Source organism: Rhizobium sp. P1_B8 (genome assembly GCF_056406515.1).
Map to the genome: position 1 here is coordinate 345,281 of NZ_JBFTZZ010000015.1, position 16,153 is coordinate 361,433.

17 protein-coding genes and 2 pseudogenes are annotated in these 16,153 nt (G+C 58.5%); 12 read left to right on the forward strand and 7 right to left on the reverse strand.

Features of this window, described 5'->3' with window-relative positions:
- The first annotated feature begins 45 nt into the window (after positions 1-45).
- Together AC1D2N_RS19295 and AC1D2N_RS19300 are read left to right on the forward strand one after the other, a co-directional pair.
- Positions 46-2,229, forward strand: a complete 2,184-nt coding sequence (locus AC1D2N_RS19295) for a DUF1217 domain-containing protein (protein WP_018245719.1) — start codon at positions 46-48, stop codon at positions 2,227-2,229.
- 176 nt (positions 2,230-2,405) lie between these two features.
- Complete coding sequence (locus AC1D2N_RS19300) at positions 2,406-4,193, forward strand: methyl-accepting chemotaxis protein (RefSeq protein ID WP_018245718.1); 1,788 nt, start codon at positions 2,406-2,408, stop codon at positions 4,191-4,193.
- Between the two features lie 39 nt (positions 4,194-4,232).
- Here the strand turns inward: AC1D2N_RS19300 and AC1D2N_RS19305 are convergent, their stop codons facing one another.
- Positions 4,233-5,036, reverse strand: coding sequence for a crotonase/enoyl-CoA hydratase family protein (locus tag AC1D2N_RS19305; RefSeq protein WP_018245717.1), 804 nt, complete (start codon positions 5,034-5,036; stop codon positions 4,233-4,235).
- 88 nt (positions 5,037-5,124) lie between these two features.
- Here AC1D2N_RS19305 and AC1D2N_RS19310 point away from each other — a divergent pair, with 88 nt between their 5' ends.
- The 5 genes from AC1D2N_RS19310 (at position 5,125) to AC1D2N_RS19330 (ending at position 9,101) form a co-directional block, all read left to right on the forward strand.
- Positions 5,125-5,709 (forward strand): TetR/AcrR family transcriptional regulator, encoded by a 585-nt coding sequence (locus tag AC1D2N_RS19310; protein WP_026188704.1) that lies wholly within the window; start codon positions 5,125-5,127, stop codon positions 5,707-5,709.
- 273 nt (positions 5,710-5,982) lie between these two features.
- Entirely contained in the window at positions 5,983-6,822 is an 840-nt protein-coding gene (locus AC1D2N_RS19315; protein ID WP_018245715.1) for a transporter substrate-binding domain-containing protein, read from the forward strand.
- 167 nt (positions 6,823-6,989) lie between these two features.
- The gene (locus AC1D2N_RS19320; RefSeq protein ID WP_026188703.1) at positions 6,990-7,652 is read left to right on the forward strand and encodes an amino acid ABC transporter permease; all 663 of its coding nucleotides are present in this window, start codon (positions 6,990-6,992) and stop codon (positions 7,650-7,652) included.
- Between the two features lie 6 nt (positions 7,653-7,658).
- Positions 7,659-8,318 carry an amino acid ABC transporter permease gene (locus AC1D2N_RS19325; RefSeq protein ID WP_011648868.1) on the forward strand — a complete coding sequence of 220 codons (660 nt, stop codon included), beginning with the start codon at positions 7,659-7,661 and terminating at the stop codon, positions 8,316-8,318.
- A 12-nt stretch (positions 8,319-8,330) separates the two neighbouring features.
- A complete protein-coding gene (locus tag AC1D2N_RS19330) occupies positions 8,331-9,101 on the forward strand; it encodes an amino acid ABC transporter ATP-binding protein (RefSeq protein ID WP_018245713.1) in 771 nt (256 codons plus the stop codon).
- Positions 9,102-9,196: 95 nt separating this feature from the next.
- Here AC1D2N_RS19330 and AC1D2N_RS19335 read toward each other — a convergent pair whose 3' ends face one another.
- Both AC1D2N_RS19335 and AC1D2N_RS19340 read right to left on the reverse strand, forming a co-directional pair.
- Positions 9,197-9,625, reverse strand: a complete 429-nt coding sequence (locus AC1D2N_RS19335) for a type II toxin-antitoxin system VapC family toxin (RefSeq protein ID WP_018245712.1) — start codon at positions 9,623-9,625, stop codon at positions 9,197-9,199.
- Complete coding sequence (locus AC1D2N_RS19340) at positions 9,622-9,888, reverse strand: type II toxin-antitoxin system Phd/YefM family antitoxin (RefSeq protein WP_017991284.1); 267 nt, start codon at positions 9,886-9,888, stop codon at positions 9,622-9,624. The genes AC1D2N_RS19335 and AC1D2N_RS19340 overlap by 4 nt, the downstream gene beginning before the upstream one ends.
- 256 nt (positions 9,889-10,144) lie before the next feature.
- Between AC1D2N_RS19340 and AC1D2N_RS19345 the strand changes: the two genes are divergently transcribed.
- The 5 genes from AC1D2N_RS19345 (at position 10,145) to AC1D2N_RS19365 (ending at position 13,794) form a co-directional block, all read left to right on the forward strand.
- Positions 10,145-10,894, forward strand: a complete 750-nt coding sequence (locus AC1D2N_RS19345) for a GntR family transcriptional regulator (protein WP_018245711.1) — start codon at positions 10,145-10,147, stop codon at positions 10,892-10,894.
- 3 nt (positions 10,895-10,897) lie between these two features.
- Positions 10,898-11,683 (forward strand): transporter substrate-binding domain-containing protein, encoded by a 786-nt coding sequence (locus tag AC1D2N_RS19350; RefSeq protein ID WP_018245710.1) that lies wholly within the window; start codon positions 10,898-10,900, stop codon positions 11,681-11,683.
- Positions 11,684-11,763: 80 nt separating this feature from the next.
- The gene (locus AC1D2N_RS19355) at positions 11,764-12,435 is read left to right on the forward strand and encodes an amino acid ABC transporter permease (protein ID WP_018245709.1); all 672 of its coding nucleotides are present in this window, start codon (positions 11,764-11,766) and stop codon (positions 12,433-12,435) included.
- The gene (locus AC1D2N_RS19360) at positions 12,432-13,091 is read left to right on the forward strand and encodes an amino acid ABC transporter permease (protein WP_018245708.1); all 660 of its coding nucleotides are present in this window, start codon (positions 12,432-12,434) and stop codon (positions 13,089-13,091) included. Before AC1D2N_RS19355 ends, AC1D2N_RS19360 begins: the two co-directional genes overlap by 4 nt.
- Positions 13,069-13,794, forward strand: coding sequence for an amino acid ABC transporter ATP-binding protein (locus AC1D2N_RS19365; RefSeq protein WP_018245707.1), 726 nt, complete (start codon positions 13,069-13,071; stop codon positions 13,792-13,794). Before AC1D2N_RS19360 ends, AC1D2N_RS19365 begins: the two co-directional genes overlap by 23 nt.
- Positions 13,795-13,942: 148 nt before the next feature.
- Here the strand turns inward: AC1D2N_RS19365 and AC1D2N_RS19370 are convergent, their stop codons facing one another.
- From AC1D2N_RS19370 to AC1D2N_RS19385, 4 genes and pseudogenes are all read right to left on the reverse strand, one after another.
- Positions 13,943-14,314 carry a type II toxin-antitoxin system RelE/ParE family toxin gene (locus tag AC1D2N_RS19370; RefSeq protein WP_018245706.1) on the reverse strand — a complete coding sequence of 124 codons (372 nt, stop codon included), beginning with the start codon at positions 14,312-14,314 and terminating at the stop codon, positions 13,943-13,945.
- Positions 14,314-14,571 carry a ribbon-helix-helix domain-containing protein gene (locus AC1D2N_RS19375; RefSeq protein WP_018245705.1) on the reverse strand — a complete coding sequence of 86 codons (258 nt, stop codon included), beginning with the start codon at positions 14,569-14,571 and terminating at the stop codon, positions 14,314-14,316. The genes AC1D2N_RS19370 and AC1D2N_RS19375 overlap by 1 nt, the downstream gene beginning before the upstream one ends.
- A gap of 268 nt (positions 14,572-14,839) precedes the next feature.
- Positions 14,840-14,929 (reverse strand): annotated as a pseudogene (locus AC1D2N_RS19380) (PspA/IM30 family protein); the annotation flags it as partial.
- Between the two features lie 293 nt (positions 14,930-15,222).
- A pseudogene (locus tag AC1D2N_RS19385) lies at positions 15,223-16,153 on the reverse strand (IS30 family transposase); the annotation flags it as partial.

Sequence of the window (16,153 nt, forward strand, 5' to 3'; positions counted from 1 at the left end):
TGCCGGCAGGCTTTCGCGCGCGCGTGCTTATGAAAGGGACAGAAGTTGGTTTCCACCTATGTGAGCTATCTCTCGGTCGCGCGAAATCTGGGCGCCAGTCTCTCGAGTGTAGCTTCTCAGGCAACGGTTGCCCGCGACAGCAGCTATTACAAGGAAAACATTGGCAAGGTCACGACAGTCGATGAATTCATGGGCGATTATAAGCTCTACTCCTATGCCATGAAGGCCTACGGCCTTGAAGACATGACATATGCCAAGGCGTTCATGAAGAAGGTGCTGGAAAGCGATCTCAGCGATTCATCCAGCTTTGCCAACAGTCTGAGTGATGGCCGCTATGCCGAGTTTGCGGCCGCTTTCAAATTTTCCGGCGAGACGGAGACAGCCCAGTCGGATGCGCAGCGGGACAGCCTGCTCGACGCCTATGAGGAATCTTTCGACACCGAGGCTGACGATATCGCAGACCAGACGGATTATTTCGAAGAGAATATCTCGTCGATCACCTCGGTCGACGATCTCCTGTCGAGCTCGAAGCTGAAGAACTATGTGCTGACGGCTTTCGGCCTCAACACCGAATACACCTCAACCAGCTTCCTGAAGAGTGTTCTGACGAGCGATCTCGACGATGCCGATAGTTTCGTCAACCAGCTCGACGACGATGTCTATGTCAACCTGGCGAAGGCCTTCAACTTCAACGAGGATGGTTCGACCGACGGCGACGTGATGTCGGAAGATCAGCTCTCGTTGGTCACAAGCGCTTATGCGGTGGCCTCGGCGACGATCGCTTCCTCGGAAACCGGGGAGGCCTATGACACCTATTTCGCTGCACAACTTGGAAACATCACCTCCGTCGATGAGTTGATGAGCGACGACAAGCTGGTTTCCTATCTGAGAACTGCCTACGGGCTTACCGATAGCGAGACCGATAACTTCATTTCCGCGGCGCTGAAAAGCGCCGACGTCGCCGACGCGATCGGCTTATCCGAACTGCACGATGCCTTTAATTTCGATGAGGACGGCGCGCTTGCCGATGGCGACACGGCCCAGACATCGGAACAGACGGCCGCGACCACGGCGGCCTTCGATGAAAATTATCAGCTGCTGATCGCCAATACCGACACCGAAGACGCCGTCGACAACTATACGACGCGCATCGCCAGCGTCACTTCGATCGATGATTTTTTGGTCTCGAACGATGACGACGACGATGACGACAACGACGATCTCCCGGAACTGTGGGAAATGGCGTTGCGAGCCTATGACATAGACCCGGACAGCGTTTCGAGAAGCGAGGTCCGGAAAATTCTCGAAAGCGATCCCTCGGACTCGAAAAGCTATGTCAACAGCCTCGACGACGATCGGTTCGTAGCCTTTCGCAAGGCCTTCAACTTCGACAGCAATGGCGACGTTACCGTTCCGCTGCAGGCCATGTCGGAATCCGTCATCGACGACTATGCTGCCTATTACAAGCAGAACAAGATCCGATACCTCGAAGGCGACGAGCTGACGGAAGCAACCGACGCGGCGGACGAGGAGATTACCTATTTTCGCGAGCAGATGGCGACGATCACCACGGCCAGCGAATTTCTGGCCGACGATCGCCTGGTTTCCTTCGCGCTGGAGGCGAAGGGGCTCGATCCTGATGATGTCACGTCGGAGGAGTTGGAGAAGATGTTTTCTTCCGATCTCGACGACGAAGATAGCTATGTCAACAAGCTGGACGACAATCGTTTCGCCGAACTCGTCGGTGCGTTCAATTTCGACCAGGACGGCAATATTTCCGACGAGCCCACCGGGACGGTGCAGCAGCGCGGCGACGTGCTGGAGACGATCGACGCCTATGTCAGGCTGACGCTCGAGGATGATCAGGGCGACAGCAACACCGGCGTGCGCCTCGCCCTCTACTTCGAGCGCAAGGCGCCGGAGATCTCGAACGCCTATGACATTCTGGGCGATAGCGCGCTCTTCGAGTTTTTTACGACGACATTCAACCTGTCCAGTTATGTTTCGAACATGGACGTCGACAAGCAAGCCGAGATGATCAGCAATTTTATCGACATCAAGGATCTGTCGGATCCGGAAAAAGTCGACGATCTGATCAAACGCTTCACTGCCATGTATGACATGGCCAACGGCACGGGCACCACCTCGACAGCCCTTTCGATCCTGACCGGATCAGCGACGATTAGCGCTGACACCCTGCTGGCGATGGCGCAATTGAAAAGCGGCTGAGTGGCCGGTAGGCCGCCGGTCCCGGAGAACCTGACGGATGTGCCTCATGGACGCAACGCTGGTTGAAAATAAAATTTACTGCACGTTATATTCATAATTAAATCCCCGTTAATAAGGACAAGCGAATATTCACGACATGGCTGGATCGACGGCGACGAAATCTAGGGGGATGACGCGTGGGTATTCTTGATCGTGGTGCAAATGCTGTCGCGGCTCTTGCCGCGTTATCGAATTCGCAAGCCATGATCGAGTTTGATCTATCGGGCAGGATCCTCACCGCTAACGAAAACTTCTGCAGGGCGCTCGGCTACGAGTTGAGGGAGATTGTCGGAAAACATCACAGCATGTTTGTCGAGCCTGCCTATGCATCCTCAACGGAATACAAGGCTTTCTGGACGAAGCTCGCAGCCGGGAAATTCGATCAACAACAATACAAACGCGTCGGAAAAGGCGGGCGCGAGGTCTGGATCGAGGCATCCTACAATCCCGTGTTCCGACGCGGGAAGCCGGTCAAGGTCATCAAGATTGCAACGGATATCACTGCGCAGAAACTGAGGTCTGCCGAGGATTCGGGCAAGATCGACGCATTGTCCCGGGCTCAGGCGATCATCGAATTCACGCCGGCCGGCGAAATCCTGACCGCGAACGACAATTTCCTTTCCGCGCTTGGTTATTCGCTTGCCGAAATCCAGGGCAAACATCATTCGATGTTCTGTGAAGCCGACTACTCGAGATCGGAGGCTTACAAGGAATTCTGGCGGAAACTTGCGAGCGGCCAGCTGGTTGCCGACGAATTCATGCGTGTGGGCAAGGGCGGACGAAAGGTCTATATCCAGGCTTCCTACAATCCGATTTTCGACCTGAACGGCAAAGTGTTCAAAGTCGTGAAGTTCGCAACCGATGTCACGGCGCGCGTCGAAAATGTCGAACAACTTGCCCGTTGCCTGACGAACCTTGCGGATGGCGACCTGTCGCAGACGATCCAGAAGCCTTTCATTCCTTCGCTGGAAAGGCTGCGTGCCGACTTCAACAGCGCCTCGGAGAAGTTGAAGGGCGCAATGGCAACGGTTGCCGAAAATGCCAAGGCGATATCAGCCGGTTCCAACGAAATCCGCACGGCGGCCGACGACCTGGCAAAGCGTACCGAGCAGCAAGCGGCATCCGTCGAAGAGACGGCAGCCGCGCTTGAGGAAATCACGACGACGGTCAAGGATTCGAGCCGCCGCGCCGAGGAGGCCGGTCAACTCGTGGCGCGCGCCAGAAATCACGCTGAGCATTCCGGCCAGGTGGTGCGTGACGCAATCGGAGCGATGGACCAGATCGAAAACTCGTCACGCGAAATTTCCAACATCATCGGTGTCATCGATGAGATTGCCTTCCAGACTAACCTTTTGGCGCTCAATGCCGGCGTAGAGGCGGCACGAGCAGGGGAGGCCGGCAAGGGGTTTGCGGTCGTTGCCCAGGAGGTCCGTGAGCTGGCGCAGCGGTCGGCGAAAGCTGCGAAGGAGATAAAGAGCCTGATCACAGCGTCCGGTTCCCATGTCGCAAACGGCGTCGCCCTCGTGACGAATGCCGGATCCGCGCTCCAGGAAATCGCCAGTCAGGTTCACGAAATCAATACCAACGTCACAGCGATCGTGGAGGCGGCGCGCGAGCAATCGACTGCGCTTGGCGGGATCAGCCAGTCCATCAACACCGTCGACCAGGGAACGCAGCAGAATGCCGCAATGGTCGAGGAGCAGACGGCTGCGAGCCATGGTCTCGCCCGAGAGGCTGCCGCTCTCTTCGAGCTTCTTGAACAGTTCCGTTTCAATGATGCGCCGAGATCCAGGTCTTCGTTTGCGCAGGCCGATCGTCACCCCGTCGCACCGACGGCTTTGAAAGTCGTTCGTACTTCGCCCCTCGCATCCATCCAGCACGGGTCAGCCTCCGTCGCGCTGAAGTCCGATTGGGAAGAGTTCTGATTACTCTGACTGAGCCATTCTCAGCAGTATTGGCGACAATCAATCGAGCGACCACGAGCCGGGATAGTTCGGCTTGCGACGCTCGATCCACGCGTCGAGCCCTTCGCGCAAATCGTCGGTTGGCGCCATGCGGGCGAATTGTTCGCCTTCGATCAGGAGCCCCTCCGCAATGCTCTGGTTGATGCCGCGCGTCACCGCCGTCAGAATGCTCGCCGCTGCCAGCGCTGAATGACGCAGAATGCGCCGCGCGAGGTCGTGGGCGGCCGGCATGAGAGCGTCATGCGGGACAAGCTGGTTGACAAGGCCGAGTTCGAGGGCGCGCTGCGGGGAGAATGCGTCGCCCGTCAACAGCAATTCGAGGGCGCGCTTGCGCCCGGCCAGCCTTGGCAAACGCTGCGTTCCGCCAAAGGTCGGCGGCATTGCGAGATTAATCTCGGGCTTGGCGAACAGGGCGCGTTCGCTGGCGATGGCGAGGGGCACAGCCTCGGTGATTTCGCAGCCTCCGCCAAAGGCAAGGCCGTTGACGGCGGCGATGACGGGTTTGCGGAAGGCTTCCAGCCGCGCAGTTAATCGCTGTCCGCGCGCGACGAAATCGCGCATGGCGACATCGGCGCCCTGCGCCACGCTTTCCGAGAATTCGTAGATATCGCCACCCGCCGAGAATGCCCGCTCGCCTGCGCCGGTGAGGATGATCACCCGAATTGAACTGTCGGTTTCGATGGCGTCGAGGATCGCGAGCAAGCGGTCTATCAAGGCATAATTCAGCGCATTGAGCTTTTCCGGGCGATTGAGAGTGAGCGTGGCGATTCCGTCGTAGCTGTCGATCAAAACAGTGTCGGCCATTCGGTTTTCCTTTCCGCTATGCTGCGTCAGGAGAAGTATGCCGCCGGTCGATGCTTGTGTATATTCACTAGTCGGTATACATAGCGACATGATCTCACAGCCAGTCCCGACGCGCGAACGCATCATCTCGGCGGCCGCCAAACTGTTTTACAACGAGGGCATCAGGAGCGTCAGCGTCGATGCGGTGGCTGAAGAGGCCGGTGTCACGAAACGCACCCTTTACTACCATTTCGCCAGCAAGGACGATCTCATCGGGGCCTATCTGGAGGCGCGCGACCAGCCTAACCTCTCTCTGTTCAAGCGCTGGTACGCGGAAACGACGGGCGAGCCGGCGGATAAGGTGCAAGGCATCTTTCGCAATCTCGCCCGCGCGGCCCGCCATCCGAAATGGAAGGGCTGCGGCTTCCTGCGCACCTCTGCGGAACTCGCCAATATGCCTGGCCATCCAGCCATGAAAGTCGGGATTGAACACAAGAAGAGGGTCGAGGCCTGGTTGCAGGTTACGTTCGAGGCGGCCGGAATCAAGACGGAAGCGCCGCAGCTCGCTCGGCAGATCGTCCTGCTGCTCGATGGCTCGTTCGCCGTCGTTCTGTTGCATCGCGACCCGACCTATATGGAAGCCGCAGGCGAGGCGGCTGGTTCGCTGATCCGCGCTGCGACCGCAAACGCCTAAGGCGGGCGGTTCCTGAGGCGCTCGCTCTGAAGGCCACATCTTCCGCCCTCGGCTTGGCTGTCAGGTCGCCGAACGAGAAGGCATGATGTTGAGCCTCTGAAACAAGAGAACAATGCTGCACTGCCGAAAAAATCACCACACGCACCACTGCGCGTTTTTTCGGCATGACCCATTGACAATTCATCCTTGATGGCACTTCATAACATTGTTCCAGTAAAACAGACATGCGTCCATTATACTGGAACAATAGGAACCATCCATAAGGGGAACGCCATGACCATTTCCTTTCGCACCGGCGTGATGTCGCTGGCTGTCGCCGCTCTGTTGTCCACGCCTGCGCTGGCGGACGGCAGCAAGCTCGATGAAGTGCTGGCCCGCGGCCATCTCGTCCTCGGCACGGGCAGCACCAATGCGCCTTGGCACTTCAAGAGTGCCGACGACAAGCTTCAGGGATTCGACGTCGACATGGGCCACATCATCGCCAAGGCGCTCTTCGGCGATCCTGAGAAGATCGAGTATGTGAACCAGTCCTCCGACGCCCGCATCCCGAACATCACCACCGACAAAGTCGACATCACCTGCCAGTTCATGACCGTTACCGGCGAGCGCGCCCAGCAGGTTGCCTTCACCATTCCTTATTATCGCGAGGGTGTCGGCCTGATGCTCAAGGCGGATGGCAAATATGCCGACTACGCAGCCCTCAAGGCGGCCGGTTCCTCCGTTACCATCTCGGTTCTCCAGAACGTCTACGCCGAGGCGATGGTGCATGCCGCATTGCCGGAGGCGACTGTCGACCAGTACGATTCCGTCGACCTGATCTATCAGGCGCTGGAATCGGGACGCGCCGATGCAGTCGCCACCGACCAGTCGTCGCTCGCCTGGTACATGACGCAGAATCCGGGCCGCTATAAAGATGCCGGCTTCGGCTGGAACCCGCAGACCTATGCCTGCGCTGTCAAGCGCGGCGATCAGGATTGGCTGAACTTCGTCAACACCGCCCTGCACGAAGCCATGACCGGCGTTGAATTCGACTTTTACGCCAAGTCCTTCAAGACCTGGTTCGGCAAAGATCTGACGCCGCCGCAGATCGGCTTTCCCGTCGAGTTCAAGTAGCAGCCATGTGGAGCGGGACTTTTCTCCCGCTCCACTAGCAGGATGATTTCAGGCCGGGTCGGCCTAAAATCTGAATCCTGTTCTCAGTTGAGGAGTGAGAGCATGATGTTGTCCGAAAAGAGCTCACACTTTTCGGCATCATGCTCTGGTCTGAAAGGGCGGCCCGTATGGGTTATACGTTGAATTTCGCCGCCGTCTGGCGCAATTTCGATTTTCTTTTGAGCGGGCTTGTACTCAGCCTCGGTCTTGCGGTGATCTCGATCCTGATCGGGGCCGCGATCGGCTTGGTCGTGGCCTTCGCACTGACGTCCAAAAGCCGTTTTGCGATCGTGCCGGCGCGGGTCTATGTCACTGTCATTCGCAACCTACCGATACTCGTCCTGGTGCTTTTTGCCTTTTTCGCGCTGCCGCAGATGGGTTTGCGCCTCGACAAGATAAAAAGCTTCGTCCTGGTTCTATCCCTCTATTCCGGCGCCTATCTGGCCGAGGTATTCCGCGCCGGGCTGCTGTCAATTCCGAGAGGACTGACGGAAGCGGGTCTTTCCATCGGCCTGACGGGGATGCAGATCCGCAGTTCCATCATCGCGCCGCTGATGCTGCGCAACGTGCTGCCATCGCTGTCCTCGACGATCATCTCGCTCTTCAAGGACACCTCGCTCGCCGCCGCCATCGCCGTGCCGGAACTGACCTTTGCTGCCCGCAAGATCAATGTCGAGAGTTTCCGCGTCATAGAGACCTGGATGGTCACCTCAGCCCTTTATGTCGCGACCTGTTTCCTCATCGCCGCCGTAATGCGCTTCGTCGAGCGCCGTCTGGCCCTGCCGAGATAAACCCGGATGTCCCACACCTTTCTCGAACAACTCTGGATCGCCCGCTACGTCATCATGAACGGCATCGGCGTGACCGTGTCGATCTCCCTGTTGGCCATCCTCGCGGGTTCCATACTCGGCGTTTTCGTCGGTCTGGCGCTCGTCTATGGCGGCGTTGTTTTGCGTCTGGCCGTGCGCGCCTATACGGATATCATCCGCGGCACGCCGGTGCTCGTGCTGGTGCTGGCAAGCTACTATGTCTCTGCCGCCGTCGGCCTCGATCTCGGGCCGTTCTCGGCCGGCGTGCTTGCCCTTGCCATCTTCTGCTCCTCCCATGTCGGCGAAATCGTGCGCGGGGCGCTTCAGGCGATCCCCAAGGGGCAGACCGAAGCCGCCAAGGCGATCGGCCTGACCTTTACCCAGACCTTCACCTCGGTGCTATGGCCGCAGGCCATGCGCCAGTGTTTGCCGGCCTGGGTGAATACGGCGGCCGAGATGGTGAAAGCCTCAACGCTGCTCTCCGTTATCGGCGTCGCCGAGCTTCTCCTGCGCACGCAGGAGATCATCTCCCGCAATTTCATGAGCCTCCAGTTCTATTTCCTGGCCGGTGGTCTCTATTTCATCATCAACTACGGCATCGAGCACTTCGGCAAATATGTCGAGCGCAAGACCGCCCTGCCATCCTGAGGAGACACCCCGATGGCCAAGACCATTCTCGACATCCAGGGCCTGCGCAAGACTTACGGCATCCACGAAGTCCTCAAAGGCGTCGATTGCGCCGTGCAGGAAGGCGAAGTCATTTCCATCATCGGCTCGTCCGGCTCCGGAAAAACCACCTTGCTGCGTTGCATCAACATGCTCGAGGAATTCCAGGGCGGCACGATCAGCCTCGACGGCGAAGAGATTGGCTATCGCGCCGAAGGAGCAACGCGGCGCCGCAAGAGCGAGAAGGAGATTGCACGCCAACGCGCGCTGACCGGCATGGCGTTTCAGCAGTTCAATCTTTTCCCGCATATGAGCGCCGCTGAAAACGTCATGCTCGGCCTCGTCAAGGTGAAGAAAATGACGAAGCCGGATGCGCGCGCAATCGCGGAAAAATGGCTCGATCGTGTCGGCCTTTCCGCCCGCGCGAACCACTATCCCGGACAGCTTTCCGGCGGCCAGCAGCAGCGCGTCGCAATTGCTCGCGCCATCGCCATGTCGCCGAGGCTGATGCTGTTCGATGAAGTGACCTCCGCGCTCGACCCGGAACTGGTGGGCGAAGTGCTCCAGGTGATCAAGGGGCTTGCCGCCGACGGCATGACCATGCTGCTCGTCACGCACGAGATGCGCTTTGCCTACGACGTTTCGTCACGGGTCATCTTCATGAACCAGGGCGTCATCTGCGAGGAGGGCGATCCGAAGGACATGTTCGTGCATCCGAAGACTGAACGGCTGGCGGAATTCCTCAAAACCTCGAGTTTCAACTAATGCATGTCGCCCAAAAGTGCGCAGCGGTTTTGGGATAACGATTTGCATCAACAAAACTTAAAGAATGATCCCGTGACGGTCCGCTCTGCGGATCGTCACGGGCGCTCGGTCCAAGGGTCGACAAGCTCGATCTCAAAGCCCTCGAAATCCTTTATATTGCGAGTGGCGAGGGTGAGATCGTGAGCAATCGCGGTGGCGGCAATCAGGCCATCCATTGACGACAAGCCGCGCCCGCTTCGCTTTGCGAGCCCCATCAAGTCGCCCCAAGCTATCGCAACCGGCTGATCCACAGGGATGACACGCTGTTCGAAGCGCTGCGGCAGGTCCTGGGCAAGCCATTCAGCCAGCGCGTCGCGCTTCCGGCCGCTTTCCATCAATGCAACACCACGCCGGATCTCCGCGATCGATACGACGCTGATGAATGAGCGATCCTCGTCGAGACTGTCCAGCCATTGTAGGACATGTGCATCGGGACGCGGCCTTGTCACCTCGGAAAGCACATTAGTGTCCAGCAGAAGTCTCACAGCTGAAGATCACGCGGTTCGTCGCGCTGCCGTTCGAGGTCCAGATCAGCGCCACGCAGCGGCGATTGCATCAGAAACTCTGCAAGGGTGCCCTTGCGCGCGGTCTTCCGCTGCCATTCCTCGGCCGAAACGACGACGACGCTTGGTTTGCCATTGCGCATGATTGTTTGCGGCGTTGCTTGCGCGCGTTCGATAACCTCAGACAGCTTGGCCTTCGCACTGGCGACGGTCCAACTTTTATCCTCTGGTCGTGATGGCTGCATTCGCTTTATCCTGACTATAGTGACTATCCTGACTATATAAGCCGAACCGGTCTAGCCGCAAGCAACTTTTCGATAGGGAAGGGGCTTTGTCGGCTTTGGGCGGCCGACGCTGATCTGGGTTCGCAAGGCATTGTGGGCTCGCTCAATTTGCGCTCAGTTTGCATTCCCAGCGTGCAAATTCCAGGGGGAGGGATCCGAGACATCTTGGAAATCCTGAACGCAGAATTTTGGCACGAGCTTTGCTTTCCTGTCTTGTATGCAAGATAGCCAGACATCTGAGACCACGCAGAAGACCATCGAGGAGACCATCGTCTCCGGGATTCTTTCAGCCAAAATTCGGCCTGGGACGCGTCTCAGCGAAAACCAGCTGGCAACGCTCTTCAGCGTGTCTCGAACCCGCGTTCGTGAAGCCATGATGCGCCTGGAAACACGCGGCATTGTGCATGTAAGTCCAAGACGAGGCTGGTTTGTCGTCGAGCCGTCCGCTGAAGAGGCGATCGCGGTCTATGAGGCACGGCGTGTCATCGAGGCCGGGTTGCTGCGCAGCATGCGCGTATTGACGGACGAGGGACGCAAAGCTCTCGACGCGCATTTGAACGAGGAAAAGACCGCAATGGCTGCGGGCGACCGCCAGCGCCTGACCTATTTGATGGGTGATTTCCACATCCGCATCGCAGAATTAAGCGGTAACGCCATCATCGTCGATATCCTTCGCGATCTCACCGCGCGGACGATCCTTATTTCGATGCTCTATCAGTCTGAATTTCACGCAGCACAGTCCCATGATGGGCACTGCCGCATCTTCGAGGCCATGCAAGCGGGCGATTTCGTCAGGGCTGCGGAGCTCTCCGTCGAACATCTGGACGAAGTGGAAATGGGCCTCGACCTGACCACGCGCCCGGATCCGCTCTCGGAGCTGCGCAGTTCCCTGTCACTCCCTCCCAAGGCCGTGTCCTCCGGCCCAACTGTCAAACCCAAAAAACCGCAACTTCAAAGGAGCAATTAAAACATGCTGACAAGACGAGTATTTTTCGCAATCGCGACCCTGGCTGCAACCTTTGGCTTCGGCTCCACGTCTCACGCCGATGCTCTCGCCGACATCACGGCGCGCGGTACGCTGCGTGTCGCCGTCCCGCAGGATTTTCCGCCCTTCGGCAGTGTCGGCACCGATATGGCGCCGATGGGCTATGATATCGATGTCGCCAATCTCATTGCCGAAAAGCTGGGCGTCAAGACCGAACTCGTGCCGGTCACCAGCGCCAATCGCGTCCCCTATCTGCAGACGAATAAGGTCGATCTGGTCATATCAAGCCTCGGCAAGAATGCCGAGCGCGAAAAGGTGATCGATTTCTCCGTAGCTTACGCACCCTTCTTCAACGGCGTGTTCGCGCCGGCCGATGTTTCGATCGCCAAGGTGGAAGATCTCGCGGGCAAGAGCATCGGCGTCACGCGCGGCGCTGTCGAAGATCTCGAGCTGACGAAGATCGCGCCAGCCGACGCGACGATCAAGCGCTACGAAGACAACAACGGCACTATCTCGGCCTTCCTGTCTGGCCAGGTCGACACCATTGCGACCGGCAACGTCGTGGCTGCTGCGATCCTCGCCAAAAATCCCCCCAAGCGCCCTGAGATGAAGTTCCTCATCAAGAACTCACCCTGCTACATCGGTCTCAACAAGGAACAGGCAGCCCTTCTGGAGAAGGTGAACGGCATTATCGCTGCGGCCAAAACCGATGGCGCGCTGAACGCCATATCGCAGAAGTGGCTCGGCGCCGATCTCCCGTCGGATCTGTAAGGAACCCGGTCTCACGGATGTCATCCCGCGCCGCGCGCGGGATGACATGACGCTCCGTCACCGCAAGAGGGGACAATTCCTTGAGTTACCATTTCGAATTCGGCTGGCTGCTTGAATATTATCCTGACATCATCAAGGGCATACTGATCACCCTGGAGCTCATCGCGATCGGCGGAGTGCTCGGCATTTCGCTCGGCATTTTCTGTGCCTGGGTGCGCGCACTCGGCCCGGCCTGGCTGAAGCCTGTCGTTGCGACCTATGTCGAACTGATCCGCAACACACCGTTCCTCATCCAGCTCTTTTTCATCTTTTTCGGTCTGCCGTCGCTCGGCCTCAAGCTTTCCGAACTGACGGCCGCCAACCTTGCGATGGTCGTCAACCTCGGCGCCTATAGCTGCGAGATTATCCGCGCGGGAATCCAGGCAACCCCGAAGGGCCAGTTCGAGGCAGGCGAGAGCCTTGCCATGACGCGCTTCGAAACCTTCCGGCATGTCGTTCTCGTGCCGTCCCTGCAGCGCATCTGGCCGGCGTTGTCGTCGCAAGTCGTCATCGTCATGCTCGGCTCATCGGTCGTGTCGCAGATCGCCGCCGAGGATCTGACCTTTGCCGCGAACTTCATACAATCGCGAACCTTCCGCGCCTTCGAGGCCTACATCGTCTCGACAGCCATCTATCTTGTGCTGGCGATCCTGCTCCGGCAGGTGCTGGCGGTGGTCGGCGGGTTCATTTTCCCGAGGAGGGCGGCGCGATGATCGAGTTCACACTCTGGGACATCCTGCGCAACCTGCTGCTCGCCACCCGCTGGACGGTCCTGCTTTCGCTCGTCTCGTTCATTGGCGGCGGTGCGGTCGGACTGGGGCTGCTCTTCCTGCGCATTAGCAAGCGCAAGGCATTCAGGGCGCTTGCGAAATATTATATCGAGCTCTTCCAGGGCACGCCGCTGCTGATGCAGCTCTTCATCGCTTTTTTCGGTCTCGGCCTTTTCGGGATAGATGTGCCGGCCTGGCTTGCTGCGGGATTGGCGCTCACTCTGTGGAGCGCCGCCTTCCTCGCCGAAATCTGGCGAGGCTGCGTCGAAGCGGTGGCGAGGGGTCAATGGGAAGCCTCCGCCAGCCTCGGCATGGGGCGGTTGCAGCAGATGCGCTACGTCATCCTCCCGCAGGCGCTGAGGGTCGCCATACCGCCCACGGTCGGTTTCTCCGTTCAAATCGTCAAGGGAACGGCGCTGACCTCGATCATCGGTTTTGTCGAATTGTCGAAAGCCGGCACGGTGGTCACCAATGCCACCTTCCAGCCCTTCACCGTCTACGGGCTCGTCGCCCTCATCTACTTCGCCCTCTGCTGGCCTTTGTCAAAAAGCAGCCAGATCCTGGAAAGGAAGCTCAATGTCGCTCATCGAAATCACTGAAGTCCGCAAGAGCTTTGGCACCACCGAGGTGCTGAAAGGCATCAATCTCGATGTGGAGGCCGGCGAAGTCATCGCCATTATCGGGAAGAGCGGTTCGGGCAAATCGACCCTGCTTCGCTGCATCAACGGCCTGGAGGCCATCACCGACGGCTCGATCTCCGTGGCCGGCGCGCAGCTCCTCGATGACGAAGTGCATCTGAAGGCATTGCGTCTCAAGGTCGGCATGATCTTTCAGCAGTTCAACCTCTTCCCGCACCTGACCGTCGGCGGCAACGTCATGCTGTCGCAGACCGTGGTCAAGAAGACCCCGAAAGCCGAAGCCGAGGCGACCGCCCGCAAGATGCTGGAGCGGGTAGGGCTGGGCCACAGGTTCGACGCCTATCCCGACGAGCTCTCGGGCGGCCAGCAGCAGCGCGTCGCCATCGCCCGCGCGCTCGCCATGCAGCCGACCGCACTTCTCTGCGACGAGATTACCTCCGCACTCGATCCGGAACTGGTCGCCGAAGTTCTGGCCGTGGTGCGCGAGCTTGCCGCCGAGGGAATGACGCTTCTGATGGTAACGCACGAGATGAAGTTCGCCCGCGATGTCTGCAGTCGCGTCGTCTTTATGCACCAGGGCCGCGTTCACGAAATAGGCCTGCCGGAGGAAGTCTTCGCCAATCCGCAGACGGCCGAGCTGAAGCAATTTCTCGGCGTCAATTAGGAAACGACGACATCTCTCGCTTATACCGGCCGGCATCGTCGTCGGGGATGGCGCGCGAGCGCCGCTTTGCTCGTGCGGAGGCAGACGAGGGAAGAGGCCGCGCATGCCAGACTATTGTGTCCGGTGGGCTGCTCATGGTCGACCGTCCTCAGGACTTCGACCGAGGGTGTCCCATCAACGTTTCATACTCTCTGTCGGTCAATCGTTCGACTGCCCGCAGCTGTGCGGGAATGTCCATCCGCTCGTGTAAGACCGCGGCAATGACGAAGGTTGCATCGTCAGCGACAATGTAGACGGCGTAATGGTGCTCGACTTTGTGCAATCGGAAGAGTGAGTTCCCGACGCGCTCGTCGCTCTTTGTCCTCACGCGGGCATAGGCTTCGGGGATGCCTTCAAATCCTGCCCGCAGCAGGCGGCCGTACGCCTTTGCCTGTTCGGGGGACCATTTGCGCGCCGTTTCGCGGACGGCCAAACGATAGTTATCAAGTGCGGCCGGCAGGATGAGAACGCGTGGAGCCACTAGCGCAGTTCTTCATCCAGTTCCGCGTCGACGGCATCAAGAGCCGAAAGGGGCAGCATTTCTCCGCGCCGGAATTCCCCTTCCGCCCGCAGCAGTGATCGGATGGCATAGCGGCGGTCTTCTTCGCGTGCCATATCTTCGCGAATAAGGGCGCGCACATATTCACTCGGGGTCGTGTACTGGCTCTTCCCGTTGGCGCGCATATCGACAAAGGCGCGCATTTCATCGGGCAAGCTCACATGCAGGCTGCTGGTCATGCCGCACCTTCCTTCAAATTTCTGAATGAATTGTTGTGTATCCATACCTCGATGTCAATATTTGACATCGAGACGTTCGGTTGCAGACCGGGATGCTCGCCTGGATCATGCAGGGACTCGCCAGATCGTAAGGGAATCCGTCTGATTAAGGCATCCAGCCGCAGATAGCGACGATGAATCTTTCCACCTGCTGGCCAACAAGCGAGCAGGCGCTCCAATCCGCAGGCGTGCCGGGAACGGCAGGCAATGCTGCCGTTCCCGGGAATTGTCAGTCTTTGCTGCCAGTAGGGGCGGGCAGCAAGACGGGCTCGGCCGAATGTCTCGGCAGCATCAATTGTGCAAGAATGTAGTCGGCTGAGCCCAAGCAGCTCGGCGGCTTGGACAACACTTAGGCGTCGATCACGGATCTTCTGAATGACTTCGAGGCGATGCAATTCTTTCTGCGACATGGTGATCAAACAGGGCATGACGACTCCGACCGCTCATGGTCTCGACCAGGCTGAAGGTCGTCATCCTTGCTCCCAACGTTGGCATTGACCAGAACGTCGAGAGGCGAGACTGTCGCATCTCTAACTGGCCCAACTGTCGCATTACTAAATAGCCCTGGAGAATCTACACCAAGTGCAACATGGGCGTTTGAAGGGTAGGGGATCAGCCGCATTCACGCAAATGCGCCATGAAGACCTCGGCCGGTGTTTTGTAGCCCAAGCACTTTCTTGGCAGCGAATTCAGCTGATGGGCGAGGTCGACAAGTTGCTTCTGAGCGACATTGGACAGATCCGTATCGCCAGGCATGAAGCGTCGAATGCGCTTGTTGGTGTTCTCGACAGCGCCTTTCTGCCAAGGCGAATTGGGATCGCAGAACCAGCTCCTGGCGCCGATCCCATCTTCCAAAGCCCTGAAAGCGGAGAACTCCGTGCCGCGATCAAAGGTGAAGCTTCGGCGTGCAAAAGACGGCAATGGTGAGAAGGCATGGATGATCTTGTCCATGATCGGTCGCGAGTGACGGCTGCGGTTCTTGATCATCACCGTATAGCGGCTCTTGCGCTCGACGAGAGAGGTGACGTTGGTCTCTCCGAGTTCACGCCGGAAGATCAGGAGATCGCCCTCCCAATGCCGAACTGTGATCGATCATCAATAAAATCAGGTCGTTGGGAGATTCTGTAGTCGAGYGGGATTAAGCCGTCGCGCGGTTTGCGTGCGCCGCGGCGCCGACGCCTGCGCCGTCGTTCCGGCAGGTGCTGATACAGCCCGAGCGGATAATCTTCCTTGCAATAGATGAAACGATAAATCGTTTCCGGGCAAATGCGCACAGGACTGACGCCATCGGCGAGAAGCCGGCCAGCGATCTGCTCAGGTGACCAATGCGCCTTCAGCCGGTCGATGACGAGATCGCGCAGATGCGGATGGCGTCTGAGTTTGCGCAGCCGTCGTCGGCGCTCCTTGCTCATGTCGTTGGCGATACCGCTGTAATAGCCGCTGTATTCCGGAAATTCGTGATCCTGGAACGTATTGCGTTTAAGCTCGCGATAGATCGTCGAACGATGACGACCGAGTTGGCGGGCAATCTCCGAGACGGAAA